At 56.6% G+C, this 13,153-nt stretch carries 13 protein-coding genes; 5 read left to right on the top strand and 8 right to left on the bottom strand.

The window, feature by feature from the left end; all coding sequences use genetic code 11:
• Positions 1-14 precede the first annotated feature (14 nt).
• Genes xerC through lptM form a run of 5 tightly spaced genes read right to left on the bottom strand, consistent with a single transcriptional unit; the run spans position 15 to position 3,868 of the window.
• On the bottom strand, positions 15-926 hold the full coding sequence (xerC, locus tag PGW97_RS00350) for a tyrosine recombinase XerC (protein ID WP_047887059.1): 912 nt from the start codon (positions 924-926) through the stop codon (positions 15-17).
• Entirely contained in the window at positions 923-1,624 is a 702-nt protein-coding gene (locus tag PGW97_RS00345; protein WP_273858106.1) for a DUF484 family protein, read from the bottom strand. Before PGW97_RS00345 ends, xerC begins: the two co-directional genes overlap by 4 nt.
• Positions 1,621-2,451, bottom strand: coding sequence for a diaminopimelate epimerase (dapF, locus tag PGW97_RS00340; RefSeq protein ID WP_047887057.1), 831 nt, complete (start codon positions 2,449-2,451; stop codon positions 1,621-1,623). Before dapF ends, PGW97_RS00345 begins: the two co-directional genes overlap by 4 nt.
• Before the next feature lie 15 nt (positions 2,452-2,466).
• Complete coding sequence (gene lysA / locus PGW97_RS00335; RefSeq protein ID WP_273858104.1) at positions 2,467-3,720, bottom strand: diaminopimelate decarboxylase; 1,254 nt, start codon at positions 3,718-3,720, stop codon at positions 2,467-2,469.
• 25 nt (positions 3,721-3,745) lie between these two features.
• On the bottom strand, positions 3,746-3,868 hold the full coding sequence (gene lptM / locus PGW97_RS00330; RefSeq protein ID WP_084712676.1) for an LPS translocon maturation chaperone LptM: 123 nt from the start codon (positions 3,866-3,868) through the stop codon (positions 3,746-3,748).
• 78 nt (positions 3,869-3,946) lie between these two features.
• On the opposite strand from lptM, the gene cyaY reads away from it, so the two are divergent.
• Positions 3,947-4,258: an iron donor protein CyaY gene (gene cyaY, locus PGW97_RS00325; protein ID WP_273858101.1), complete on the top strand. Its 312-nt coding sequence runs from the start codon at positions 3,947-3,949 to the stop codon at positions 4,256-4,258.
• Positions 4,259-4,347: 89 nt separating this feature from the next.
• On the opposite strand, the gene PGW97_RS00320 is transcribed toward cyaY, so the two are convergent.
• Positions 4,348-6,915 (bottom strand): class I adenylate cyclase, encoded by a 2,568-nt coding sequence (locus PGW97_RS00320; RefSeq protein ID WP_047887054.1) that lies wholly within the window; start codon positions 6,913-6,915, stop codon positions 4,348-4,350.
• Positions 6,916-7,324: 409 nt separating this feature from the next.
• On the opposite strand from PGW97_RS00320, the gene hemC reads away from it, so the two are divergent.
• The 4 genes from hemC to PGW97_RS00300 are packed head-to-tail and all read left to right on the top strand — an operon-like array spanning position 7,325 to position 11,397.
• Positions 7,325-8,257 (top strand): hydroxymethylbilane synthase, encoded by a 933-nt coding sequence (gene hemC, locus PGW97_RS00315; protein ID WP_047887053.1) that lies wholly within the window; start codon positions 7,325-7,327, stop codon positions 8,255-8,257.
• On the top strand, positions 8,257-9,024 hold the full coding sequence (locus PGW97_RS00310; RefSeq protein ID WP_047887052.1) for a uroporphyrinogen-III synthase: 768 nt from the start codon (positions 8,257-8,259) through the stop codon (positions 9,022-9,024). Before hemC ends, PGW97_RS00310 begins: the two co-directional genes overlap by 1 nt.
• The gene (gene hemX / locus PGW97_RS00305; protein WP_217391743.1) at positions 9,017-10,213 is read left to right on the top strand and encodes a uroporphyrinogen-III C-methyltransferase; all 1,197 of its coding nucleotides are present in this window, start codon (positions 9,017-9,019) and stop codon (positions 10,211-10,213) included. Before PGW97_RS00310 ends, hemX begins: the two co-directional genes overlap by 8 nt.
• Positions 10,210-11,397 (top strand): heme biosynthesis protein HemY, encoded by a 1,188-nt coding sequence (locus PGW97_RS00300; RefSeq protein WP_273858097.1) that lies wholly within the window; start codon positions 10,210-10,212, stop codon positions 11,395-11,397. The genes hemX and PGW97_RS00300 overlap by 4 nt, the downstream gene beginning before the upstream one ends.
• A gap of 348 nt (positions 11,398-11,745) precedes the next feature.
• Here the strand turns inward: PGW97_RS00300 and PGW97_RS00295 are convergent, their stop codons facing one another.
• Entirely contained in the window at positions 11,746-12,213 is a 468-nt protein-coding gene (locus PGW97_RS00295) for a hypothetical protein (RefSeq protein WP_047887049.1), read from the bottom strand.
• A 102-nt stretch (positions 12,214-12,315) separates the two neighbouring features.
• The gene (locus PGW97_RS00290; RefSeq protein ID WP_047887048.1) at positions 12,316-13,086 is read right to left on the bottom strand and encodes a class I SAM-dependent methyltransferase; all 771 of its coding nucleotides are present in this window, start codon (positions 13,084-13,086) and stop codon (positions 12,316-12,318) included.
• Positions 13,087-13,153 lie beyond the last annotated feature (67 nt).

Genomic DNA, 13,153 nt, shown 5'->3' with positions numbered 1-13,153 from the left:
GTTGCGTTGTCCGGTTAGCGCTTTTGGCGTTTAGCCCGAGGGTGGGCTTCATCATACACCTGAGCCAGATGCTGGAAGTCCAGGTGGGTATAGATTTGGGTCGTGGATAAGTTGGCGTGACCGAGCAGCTCCTGCACCGCGCGCAGGTCGCCCGATGACTCCAGCATGTGAGTCGCAAAACTGTGGCGCAGTTTGTGCGGGTTAATGTGGCTCGACACCGCCTGTTTCTGGCCCCACTCTGCCATCCGCTTCTGCACGTTCCGGTTCGAGATGCGCTGGCCCAGCTTGGACACAAACAGACCGGGCTCACCGGGTGCCGCCAGCTGATCGCGCACCCGCAACCAGTGACCAACCCATTCCCGCGCCAGACCGGCAAATGGGACGATACGTTCTTTGTCGCCCTTACCGATCACCCGGAGATCCCCTCTGCTCAGGCTAACATCCTTTACATTGAGAGACACCAGCTCAGACAGACGCAAACCGGCACCGTACATCAGCTCCATGATGGCCCGATCCCGCACCGACAGCGGATCGTTCTCATCCACGCTGAGCAGCTGATCCATCTCGTCCACATCCAGGTTTTTCGGCAGCGGCCGCGCCTTGCGCGGTGCCGATACCCCTTTGGCCGGATTGGCCTTGAGCTCACCCTGACCGACCAGAAAATCCAGGAAGCTGCGCAGGGCCGACAGGCGCATCGCCAGACTGCTGGCTTTCAGGCCGTCGCGCATCCCTTTTGACGCCAGCTGGCGAACCCAACCGGCGTCCACGGCTTGCCAGTTGTCGACGCCCAGATTCACCAGCTGCTCCGCCATGGTCGTCAGCTGACGTTTGTAATTCTGCTGGGTATGCAGACTCAGTTCCCGCTCGCTGCGCAGGTATTCGTAAAAACGCAGCAGCGGTTTTTCCAGTCCGGATGGCAAACTCACTCGATAACCTCGCGGGTATAGTCCCAATGGTGGATCAGGCGGTTCAGAACCAGCCCCAGTTGCTCAACAAACAGCGAGTCCATCTCCGGCTGGAAATGGCCGCCATCCTGGCTAGCAAAACTGAGCACCCCGATCGGGCGCTCATTGCCAAACGGCAGCACCAGGTACGACCCCAGGTGCGGCGGCTGCACAAACAGCAGCTCACTTTCCGCTTTACGCAACCGTCCCAGATACACCGTCCGGCTCGCCAGACGGGCCCGGCGAAACGGCTCGAACGCCCGGCGATCGAGGTAAAGCTGCTCGTCAAGGCTGTCAAACAGCCGTAGGCTGACATCCAGCCCCAACTGGTCGGCCAGCGTTTCCAGCACGCTCAGCGCCTGATAAATATTGTGGGTCTGGAACAGTTTACGTTGGGCAAAGGCAAATGTTTCATACAGCTGACTGTTGGCCGCGGCCACCTGCACCAGCCCGGCGATGTTTTCTTCCAGCTCACCGATCCGCTGGCGCAGTCGGTCCAGCTGCATATCCACCAGCGAAATAACGCCGCGCTGGGGATGGTGCACCTGCAACCGGGCCAGCAGATCCGGCTGACGAATAAAAAAGTCCGGGTTGGCACTGAGAAAATCCGCGACCTCCTGCTCCGTCAGCGACAGCTCATCGACCTCAGGCAGTGCATCGAACTGAGTGAACTCGGTCATAACGCAATTTGCCCGTCGTACACATGGGTGGCCGGGCCGGACATATACAGCGGTTTGCCTTCACCAGCCCAACGGATTTGCAATTCCCCGCCCGGTAGTGAGACAGTCACCCGCTCGTCCAGTAATCCCTGCATTCGGCCCACGGCAACCGCCGCACAGGCACCGCTGCCACAGGCCTGAGTTTCACCAGCGCCTCGTTCGTAGACCCGCAACCGTACTTCATTGCGGTTGAGGATCTGCATAAAGCCGGCATTTACCCGCTCCGGGAAGCGTTCGTGGGATTCCAGCAGCGGCCCGAGGGTTTCGACATCAAAGGTATCCACATCATCCACCACCGTGACGCAGTGTGGGTTACCCATGCTGACCGCGCCACAGAACAGGGTCTGGGTGCCAGCCCGCAGCAGGTAGGTTTTCTCGCTCTGCTTGGCACGGAACGGGATTTTCCCCGGCTCAAATTCCGGCACGCCCATGTTCACGGTCACCTGGTTGTCGTTTTCCAGTTTCAGAACCATTTTGCCCGCCTTGGTACTGACCGAAATATGGTATTTGTTGGTCAGTCCTTTGAGCCAGACAAAACGGGCGAAACAGCGGGCACCGTTGCCGCACTGCTCCACTTCGCTGCCGTCAGCATTGAAAATCCGGTAATGGAAATCCGTTTCCGGATCATAAGGCGGCTCCACCACCAGCAACTGATCAAAACCGACCCCGCGATGGCGGTCGGCCAGACGCCGGATAGCATCCGGCGAGAAGAACACGTTCTGGGTCACACAGTCGACGACCATGAAGTCGTTCCCCAGGCCATGCATTTTGGAAAAATTAAACTGCATGTTGTTCCTTCTTGATTACGCCGGCAGCAGGTGTTCGGACTGCCACAACTGGGTCAGCTCTTCACGTTCGCGTACCACGTGCGCGTCTTTGCCGTCGACCATGATTTCGGCGGCACGCGTACGGGTATTGTAGTTCGACGCCATCACAAAACCGTAGGCACCGGCCGAACGTACCGCCAGCAGATCGCCGGTTTCCAGACACAGTCGGCGGTCTTTGCCGATGAAATCACCGGTTTCACAGATTGGGCCCACCAGATCGTAGGCCACAGCTTCGCCGTCACGCGGGATCACCGGAATAATCTCCTGCCACGCCTGATACAGGGTCGGGCGGATCAGGTCATTCATCGCCGCATCCACGATGGCAAAGTTTTTATGTTCGGTATGTTTGAGGTATTCCACCCGGGTCAGCATCACCCCGGCATTGGCAGCAATGGCACGGCCCGGCTCAAAAATCAGCTCCAGCTCAGGATGGTCGGTCAGACGATCCATCAGGGCACGGGCATATTCCGACGGCTGCGGCGGTTGTTCGTCACTGTAAGTCACGCCCAGGCCGCCACCGACATCAAGGTGGGCAATGGTAATGCCTTCTGCTTTGAGGGTCGCGATCAGCGCCAGCAGGCGATCGGTGGCATCAATAAACGGTGCCAGTGCGGTCAGCTGCGAGCCGATGTGGCAGTCCATCCCGGTTACAGCAATATTAGGCAGGCTCTGCGCCAGGCGATACACCTCCGGCGCACGCTCAAACGCGATACCGAATTTGTTGTCACGCAGCCCGGTCGAAATGTACGGGTGAGTCTGTGCATCAACGTCCGGGTTAATCCGCAGGGAAATCGGGGCCACTTTGCCCAGCTCCGCTGCCACCTGGTTCAGGCGATCCAGCTCCGGCTCCGACTCGACATTGAAACACTTAATTCCCAGCTCCAGGGCGCGCTTCATTTCTGCGGCGGTTTTCCCTACACCGGAAAACACCACTTTCGCCGGGTCGCCGCCTGCGGCAATCACACGCTCCAGTTCACCACCGGACACGATATCAAACCCGGAACCCAGGCGGGCCAGTACATTCAGCACGCCAAGGTTGGAGTTGGCCTTCACGGCATAGCAGATCAGGTGCGGATGATCAGCCACGGCCCGATCAAACGCATGCCAGTGACGCTCCAGCGTAGCGCGCGAATACACGTACAGCGGAGTGCCAAAACGCTCAGCCAGTTCGGAAAGCTGAATCTCTTCGGCCCACAGTTGGCCGTCTTGCTGGTAGTTAAAATAATCCAATGTCGTCTCTTCCCTGTCTGTCTGCTTACTGTTCTTGCTGTTCGTTCTGTTGCTGGCTGTCGTCAGGCATGTATAAAGGACCGCTTTGACCGCATCCGGCCAAGGTCAGGGTGCCAAGCACCAAAATCGCGATTAAACGTTTACTCATTTTTCAAAGCCAGTGATTATCATCTCATTGCCCTCTATAATCGCACCCATACTAGGAAAAGCAATAGGACGAACCGGGATGAATGATACTGAATTCCACAAACTGGCCGATGACGTGCTGATGAGCATCGAAGAAGGCATTGATGCCTCAGGTGCCGACATTGAATACGAGACCACAGGCAATGTCCTGACCCTGGAATTTGAAAACCGCAGCCAAATCGTGATCAACCGTCAGGAGCCCCTGCATGAGATCTGGCTGGCATCCAAATCCGGTGGTTACCACTTCAAGTACCAGAACGGCGAATGGCGCTGCACCCGCAGTGGCGAAGAGCTGATCAACCTGGTCAAACGCGAGTGCACCGTACACGCCGAAGAAGCGGTGAACTGGTAACGCCCGCTCTCCGGTTGCTCAGCTTGAGCAGATACAAAAAAAGCGAGAGCCCGGCTCTCGCTTTTTTTATTTGATAAGGCTGATCAGACTTAGCGTGACGACAGGTTCAAGACCGCGGCACCGCCACCCATCACTGGGGCCGGACGACGGGTCGGTTGCTGCCCGCTCTTAAACGGCAGGACCTGGGTTTCGCCATTATCTCCGCGCACAATGTCGTAGAACTGCGGCAGGTTGAAGTTAATAAAATTGGCGCTATAGCTGAAACGTTCATGGGCCGAGGTGTAAAAGCGGTTGACCCCATGAACCATCTCGTCTTTGTCACCGCTGCACTGGCGGTACACTTCAATCCGGTTGGTTTCATCCAGAATGTAGATGTTGAACCCGTCGGCACAGTCTTCAAAGAAGAACTGGATCAACCCTTCGCTGGCATAGGCATCGACGATTTCCGGCGGGTGCGGCTCGTCGGTTTTACCCATCACCAGACTGGCCGAGCCAATCAGCTTGTTCGACGAAATACAGCTGTAGAAATCGACTGAGTTTTCCAGCTTCTGCACCGACACCCCGCGGCGTTCGAAGAACAGGCCGTGGGTCTGACTGCCAATCCGGATCGCCTTGAAGCGGCGGCGCTTTTCCTGCTCAACCGGCTTCAAGCGCATCTCGATACACTCGGCCACCAATTGGTACACCAGGTTACGGATCAGACCACGCATGTGCTTGCTGTAACAGAACACGTCCACCGACTCCGGCGGCAACGCGTCCTGGTGCATTTTACCCAGCACGGTTTTCAGCGCGTCGAGCATGGCATTTTCGCCGGTGAAGTTCAGGGTACGCACCTCGTTCCACGAGTTGCGGTACACCAGATCGACACTCCCGACCAGACACAGTTGCTCCGGACCATAGCTGAAAATATCGGTGTTTTTGAAATCAAACCGGACCGCACGGCTCTTGAGCTCGGTGGTCGGGTCATTTTCCAGGTTGATGAACAGCCCCAGCTGGCGAATTTCACACGGGCTGGACAGCGCCTGCAGACTTGGCTGCGGGCGGCGGATCGGGAAGGTGTTGCGAATGTCGCTCACCAGCTGGTACAGCTTGTCGATATCCATCGCCGCCGTGCGCACCACCGAATGCAGGCAGGTCGACTCCGTCAGCAGGCCGTTGAAATACGCCCAGGCCACCAGCTTGCTCAGGTAACGGTTATGCTCCAGCGACGCCCGGCCGAGAATGGCAACCGGGTCCAGCGACTGTTTGTACAGATACCAACCCGCCGCGTTGGTACGCCCGGCCGGCACCTGAATAAAGGTCAGATCCTGCTCATGCAGGTCCGGTGACAACTGCGGGTTGAGCAGTGTGACCTTACCCGGCAGCACCTCAAACGCCGCGTACAGCTTACGCGCCAGAATACTGATGTCTTCCGGGCTGATCGCCGAGGTAATGTTGTTACGGCGGGCAAACCGGATCAGGTTGCGGTAACTGAGCATCAGCGCATCCAGCAGCTCGTTGTGCGCCCGCTTCACCTGCTCCACTTTCCAGTCACGACGACTGTCGAGCTCCAGCAACACCTCTTCTGACCATTGCCAGTTGGCGGTCAGCTCTTCCAGAATTTTACGCCGCCACGGCACCGAACCGGATGCCGGCTGACGGGTCAGCTTTTCATGGGTTTTGAGGTAGAAACAACGACGTACCAGATCCAACCGACGGTGATCGTTAATCCGCTGCAGATAGCGGGTCACCTTTTCCAGCATCAGGTAGTAGGCATCCATACAGAATTCGGTACGGTCAATCGCAAAGAAGCGACGTTTGCCGTCTACACTGAGCAGTTGGGTGTGCGGGTATTCCCAGGAATAGGCTTCCAGCAGGATCGCCTTCAGTACTGACTTGTACGGCGAGTCGATACTTTTATACAGCTGCCACAAACTGGAGCCGAAATACTCTTCGGCCGGAATGCGGGACAAACCGCCAAAATCGATCCACTCATCACGACGAATAAACCCGCCCTGTTCCAGGTAGCGGATGTAGTCGTCGTAACACTCTTCCATTTCCGGTGGCACCATAAACCACAGCAGCGACAGGCCCGCCAGGCGCACCGCCGAACGGTAGAACTCATCCAATAGCAGCAGATGCTGACTGGAACCACAGTTCTCACCGGTCATTTCTTCGGAAAAGTTATCCAGGAATCGGTTTTCGTCGATCAGGAAAAAGTTGGCTTCCACGCCCTGTACCAGTGCCCATTCCGATACCAGCGCACACTTGGCTTCCAGCGCCGAACGGGCGTCAGACGGCAAATCGGTGCGGATAACGACCCAGATGTCTAGATCGCTGGTCAGGCTTTGTCCCAGAGAGGCGGTACTGCCCATGGAATACAAACCCAGAATTGGGAGACGAGTAGAAGCATCAGGGGGGGTCACAGTGGCAGCGCACGCGAGGGCACAATCATCGATCAGCTGTTGCTGCATCGGCGAGGCAGTAAATGACGCGATCCCCACCGGCACGGTCTGATCCAGATAACCCGGTACCGCAGGGTGATTGTAGTGCAGCAACACTGGCAACAGGTTAAAGACCTGCTCTGACTGCGCCGTCATCGCGCCACAGGCACGCTCAAGGCGAATCTTGTTGAGCTGTTCCAGTCTGCTGTTAAGCGTGGTGATAAAATTTTGCAAATTACTCTTCCAAGAGCTGCCAGCTTGAGAGCGGCCCAAATCTTGTCACTAAAGTGTAGAGAAGGCTCTACCAGGGAGCAAAAACGTGATCAATTTAACAGTTTTTATATTAACCGTAAAGATAGTGACGTTTTATGACAAGTTATAAATGGACTGAAATCTTGCCAGTGACCTTTCCATAGCCCTGATTTCCTCAAGCTAGTACAAACTGACTAAAGCGCCAGTTTCCCGATTGTCGCCAATCGGTCACTTAAGGGTTATGTGAGAAATATCACATTAATCGTAGTCCATATCAAGACAATACTGCGTCACCGCACTCTCAGCAACACATAAATTACCTTCCCAGCTCAGTAGTGGTAGGATTACTCCCAGTAATCACCCCTTTATCAAAAATGGTGGATCCAACACGATGTCAACAACCCCAATCCGAATTGCGACCCGCAAAAGTCCGCTCGCCATGTGGCAGGCCGAATATGTAAAAGCTGCGCTCGAACAAGCCCACCCGGGCATCGAGGTAGAACTGGTACCTATGGTCACCAAGGGCGACGTTATTCTGGACACCCCACTGGCCAAAGTGGGTGGTAAAGGGCTGTTTGTGAAAGAGCTGGAAGTCGCCATGCTCGAAGGGCGTGCCGACATCGCGGTGCACTCCATGAAAGATGTGCCAGTCGAATTCCCGGAAGGTCTGGGCCTGGTCACCATCTGTGAGCGCGAAGACCCGCGCGATGCGTTTGTCTCCAACCATTACAACAACATCGATGAACTGCCGACCGGTGCGATCGTGGGAACCTCCAGCCTGCGCCGTCAGTGCCAGCTGCGTGCCCGCCGTCCGGATCTGATTGTCAAAGACCTGCGCGGCAACGTAAATACCCGCCTGCGCAAACTCGATGACGGCGAGTACGATGCCATTATCCTGGCCTGTGCCGGCCTGATGCGCCTAAAACTGCACGACCGCATCCGCAGCACGATTACCCCGGAAGAAAGCCTGCCGGCAGTCGGCCAGGGCGCGGTAGGTATTGAGTGTCGCCTGGATGACGAGCGCGTGCTGGGTCTGCTGGCAGCCCTGAACCATCAGGAAACCGCGACCCGGGTGCGATGCGAACGCGCCATGAACAACCATCTGCAGGGCGGCTGTCAGGTTCCTATCGGCAGCTATGCCGAGCTGGACGGCGATCAAATCTGGCTACGTGCCCTGGTGGGCGAGCCGGACGGCAGCCACATCGTGCGTGGTGAAATCCGCGGCCCGGCTGCCGACGCCGAGCAACTGGGCACCACGCTGGCCGAGCAGCTACTGAATGACGGCGCCCGTACTATTCTTGATGCTCTGTACGGCAACGCCTGATGACCATACTGATCACCCGCCCGGCGCCGGATGGCGAGCAACTGGCTCAGCAGCTTAATGCCGCGGGGATCGCTGCACTCTCTCAGCCCTTGCTGGATATCCAGCCGGGGCCAACCCTGTCTTGTTTACCTGCACAACTGCAGCAACTGGAAAATGGAGATTTTCTGATTGCTGTCAGTGTCCACGCTGCCAACCTAGCGCACAATTACTTAATGTCGGTGGGTGTCAGCTGGCCAAAAAACGTGCATTATATAGCAGTCGGCCATAAAACCGCCGCTGCGTTGAAAACCTATACAGGACAGGCGGTACACACACCGTCAGCGCGCTGCGACAGCGAGGGACTGCTGGCCCTGCCCATTCTTACCCAGGTAAGCGGAAGGCGGGTACTTATCCTGCGTGGCAACGGCGGCCGTGAACTGATTTACCAACACCTGCAGCAACACGGGGCGGCGGTAAACTACAGTGAAACCTATCAGCGCAACTGGTTATCGCTTGATGGCCATGCGCTGTGCCAACAGTGGCAAAATGCCGGGGTTGATTCCCTGGTTGTCACCAGCGGCGAACAACTGGCCTTTCTGGCCAGCCTTGTACCCGACAACGCCAAGGCTTGGTTTTATCAATGCCAGCTATTCGTACCAAGCCAGCGAATTGCCGACCAAGCACACCAGCTTGGTTTTCGTTTAATTTCCAATGTGGGCAGCGCGGCCAACGGCCCGTTATTCACGACCCTAAGCAAAATAGGCACAATGGGAAAATCGGATGACTGATAAAAAAACCAATAATCAGAGCTCTGCAGATCAATCACAATCCGCAGCATCAACCAAGGCTGAAACGACTGCCAGCACTAAGCCGCAAAGCGACAAAGCGGCCACGGCCAAAAACACCGACAAAGCCGATCAAACTGCTAAAGCGGCTCCGGCCCAACCGGCAGAAAAGAAAAGCGGCAACAAAACCGGTGTCATTGCTATTGCCCTGGTGATTGCACTGGGTGCCGGCCTGTACTACCACGGCCACCAGCAAACGCTGGAGCAAAACGGTAAGATGGCGGCGCTGCAACAAGAGATTTCCCGCCTGCAATCTTCCCTGCAAGAAACTCAACAAGCCACCAAATCCCAAGTCAGTGCCATTGAACAGCGTACCGAAGTGTCGTTGGATCAACAGGGCAAATCGATCACCGGCCTGCAAATGGCGCTGGCTGAGATCAAAGGCCGCCGTCCTAACGACTGGCTGCTGGCTGAAGCGGATTACCTGGTCAAAATGGCTGGTCGCAAACTGTGGCTGGAGCATGACACCGTCAGCGCCACCGTCCTGCTGGAGTCTGCCGATCACCGTATCGCCGAGCTGAACGACCCAAGCCTAACCCCAATCCGTAAAGCTATGCACAGCGACATCACGGCGCTGAAAGCCGTCGCCCGTATTGACCGCGATGGCCTGGTCATGCGTCTGACCAGCTTGCAGCAGCAGGTTGCTGCACTGCCGCTGGCCAATGCCGTTCTGCCGGAGTCAATCGAAGCGGAAGAGAAAACCGAAGTGTCCGGCTCAGTGGACGACTGGAAACAGAATCTGATGACCTCGCTGAAAAACTTCAGCAATCACTTCGTGACATACCGCAAGCGTGACGGCAACGTGGTTCCGCTGCTGTCACCGAAGCAGGATTTCTACCTGCAGGAAAACGTCAAGTCTAAGCTGGAAACGGCAATTAAAGCGGTTTACCGCGAGCAGGGCGAGCTGTACACCGCCTCCCTGACCATGGCCAAAGAATGGGCCGAAGCTTACTACAACACCGAAGATCCGGCCGTACAGAGCTTCATTGCTACGCTCGACAAACTGGCCAAGGAAACGGTTGAAGCCAGCTACCCAAGCCAGCTGAAGTCTCAGCCACTGATCAATGATGCCATCAGTGAGCGTCTGCGCCAGCAGGTGAAGCCGATTAGCACAGAGGAGACGCCTGCATGATCAAACTATTACTGCTGGTCGCAGCACTGATCGCAGGGATTGTTGCAGGCCCAATGCTGGCCGGAAATCAGGGCTATGTCCTGATCTCGGTTGCAAACCAGACCCTGGAGATGAGCCTCACCACCCTGATTCTGCTGGTGATTATTCTGTTTGGCACCTTCTTCCTGCTGGAAACCATTATCAAGCGCCTGTTTTCCCTAGGCAGCTCAACCCGTGGCTGGCTGTTCGGCCGTAAAGCCCGCAAGGCCCGCCGTCAGACCAACGATGGCCTGATCAAAGTGATTGAAGGCGACTGGAAGCAAGCTGAAAAGCTGATGGTCAAATCGGCCAAACACAGCGATGCTCCGGTACTGAACTACCTGGCAGCGGCCGAAGCCGCCCAAGGTCAGGGCGATGCCAGCCAGCGTGACGAGTACCTGAAACTGGCTGCGGATGTCGATGGCCAGAGCCTGGCCGTGGCCCTGACCCGTGCCAAGCTGCAATACCGTCAGCAGCAGTACGAGCAGGCCATTGCAACCCTGCAAGGCATCAAGCAGGATCACAGCCGCAACCCGGTTCTGCTGAGCTTGCTGAAAGACTGCTACCTGAAACTGGAAGACTGGAAACCCCTGCTGGCTATCCTGCCACAGCTGGAGAAAGCCGGTGTGGTCAACACCGAAGAAGCCGAAGCACTGGAAGTTCAGGCAGAGTGCGGCATCATGCGCCACATCGCCAAACAGAACGGCAGTGAAGGCCTGATGGGCCACTGGAACAGCCTGAGCCGCAAGGCCAAGCAGCGTCCTGAGTTGATCGCCTGTTTCGTCAACCTGATGAGCGAGCACAACGCTGACAGCGAAGCCTACACCGTCCTGAAAGAAGCCCTGAAAAAGAGCAGCGACGAGCGCCTGATCGCGCTGGTGCCGAGCCTGAACCTGCCGGACAACCACCCGGCCATCATTCGCCTGCAGGATTTGCTGCGCTACGACAGCAGCAACCCGAGCACTCACAGCGCCCTGGGGCAGCTGCTGATGCGCGAGCAGAAGTGGGATGAAGCCAAAACACACTTCGAGAAAGCCATTGCGCTGCGTCCTAACGTGACAGATTACGGCTACCTGATCGAAGTGATGGAAAAACTGGACGATGAACAGGCAGCAGCCAACCTGTCCCGCGAAGCACTGACATTAGCTCTGCCAGCCAAAAACTAACAATATTGCAACATAATATATTGAGACAAAAAGCACCCGAATGGGTGCTTTTTTATTCTCTAAAACAATACATTATGTGTCTAATACCAGATACTTGTTTCCATTTGTTAACAGCCGTTTCAGCTTATATCCGACCCATTGCTAGCATAATGTAAACAGTATTGAATAGGGCCTCCCGTTGCTCAACAGATGGATAACTACCTATGGATATGCTTCCTTGGTTAATCGTATCCGGTATTATTGTTTCTGTGATCACTTGCCTGATGACGGCAGTCCTGATCAAAGGTTCAAATTAATCCGGCACAAAAAAACCTCCGTAAGGAGGTTTTTTTTGGCTTGCCTCGGGGCTTAAGCGATCAGCAGGCCTCTCGCCTTCTTCAGCGCTTTCTCATAACGCTTGACTGCCTTCGCCGCTTTTTTCAACCGCTTGTGTTTTTTCTTCGCCAGTTTGCGCAGCTTCTTCAGTTGTTTGCTCTGCTTTTTCCCGGACTTGCCCATCGGCAACACCGTTTCCGCCGTCATACTGCCCAGCTCCGGCAGCTCAGTATATGCCACCGGCAGCGATGGTGCCGGAGCCATGACCGGCTCCGCCGCAACAACCGCAGGCTGAGCTACGGCAGGCAACGCCGAGGTGATGACGGCCGCACGCTTGCCACCCGGCAGTTGCAGGGTACTTGGCTTACACAAGTAGCTTTTCTCACTCGCCGAACGGGCGCAGCTGCGGCAGACGTATTTCGGCAGGCTGACAATCTGGCTGATGGTCGTGAATTTATCCGCAATCTCAGCCCGGCGGTATTTACATAATGTTCTGGCCATTCCCTCTCCTCGGTTCCGGGCCACCTCCTTGCAGAGGGTCGCTCCCGTATGTACCGGCTGACTATACCGCTATCCCGTCGCAATCACCAGCGACCGACAGGGCTACTTCATGGCCGCTTTGACATAAACGTCAAACCGGTTTTTCTTGGTCTCAATCGACGTCGACGGTTGTTGCCCGGCCAGAAACTCCGCGTAGTCAGGGCGCTTCACTACCACCCGTTTGGTCGCCAGACTCAACGCCGGGGTCAGCAGGGCATCCGCATCGTTGTCGGCCCCGACCAGACTCTGGAAAACCCGCATCTCTTTTTTCACCAGCGCGGACTTCTTCTTATGAGGATACATCGGATCCAGATACACCACATCCGGTGCGGCAAAGGCCGGATCCGCGGCCAGCTTCTCCAGCGCATCATGGCTGGACGCATGCAGCAGGGTCATGCGCTCCGTCACCCACTCACCAATTTCACTATCCGCCTGGGCCCGGCGCAGCCCGTCATCCAGCAACGCCGCTACCACCGGATGGCGCTCGACCATCTGCACCTTGCAGCCCAGCGAGGCCAGTACGAATGCATCACGGCCAAGTCCGGCAGTGGCATCCACCACCGTCGGCATCACCCCACCCTTGAGGCCGACCGCCTTGGCAATGGCCTGTCCACGGCCCCCCCCGAACTTGCGTCGGTGGGCCGCCGCTCCGCCAGCCAGATCCACATATACCGCGCCCAGCTTAGGTTCATCGCGCTTGAGCAGTTCCAGCCGCTCCGCGGTCAGCACCAGCGCAAACGGGCTGTCAGGGTCATGCTCCAGTCCCCAGCGCTGGGCAAGCTGATCAAGTTCTGGTTGGCGGTCAGGGTGTTCACAAATCAGGGCTAGTTGCACGCGGCTCTCCGGGATACCTGGATAAAATCGGTGGTGACCGCCCGCCTCACCGACAATTGCGGTGGTT

The sequence above is a fragment of the Photobacterium sp. GSS17 genome, assembly GCF_028621875.1.
GTDB lineage: Bacteria > Pseudomonadota > Gammaproteobacteria > Enterobacterales > Vibrionaceae > Photobacterium > Photobacterium ganghwense.
The sequence above is the reverse complement of the archived record's forward strand: the minus strand, read 5'-3'. Positions and strand labels throughout refer to the sequence as shown.

Coding starts and splice junctions, on each gene's coding strand:
- PGW97_RS00345 (WP_273858106.1), bottom strand. CDS start 1,624: ATGACCGAGTTCACTCAGTTCGATGCACTGCCTGAGGTCGATGAGCTG.
- hemX (WP_217391743.1), top strand. CDS start 9,017: ATGACTGATAAAAAAACCAATAATCAGAGCTCTGCAGATCAATCACAA.
- PGW97_RS00310 (WP_047887052.1), top strand. CDS start 8,257: ATGACCATACTGATCACCCGCCCGGCGCCGGATGGCGAGCAACTGGCT.
- lptM (WP_084712676.1), bottom strand. CDS start 3,868: ATGAGTAAACGTTTAATCGCGATTTTGGTGCTTGGCACCCTGACCTTG.
- PGW97_RS00300 (WP_273858097.1), top strand. CDS start 10,210: ATGATCAAACTATTACTGCTGGTCGCAGCACTGATCGCAGGGATTGTT.
- cyaY (WP_273858101.1), top strand. CDS start 3,947: ATGAATGATACTGAATTCCACAAACTGGCCGATGACGTGCTGATGAGC.
- dapF (WP_047887057.1), bottom strand. CDS start 2,451: ATGCAGTTTAATTTTTCCAAAATGCATGGCCTGGGGAACGACTTCATG.
- PGW97_RS00295 (WP_047887049.1), bottom strand. CDS start 12,213: ATGGCCAGAACATTATGTAAATACCGCCGGGCTGAGATTGCGGATAAA.
- hemC (WP_047887053.1), top strand. CDS start 7,325: ATGTCAACAACCCCAATCCGAATTGCGACCCGCAAAAGTCCGCTCGCC.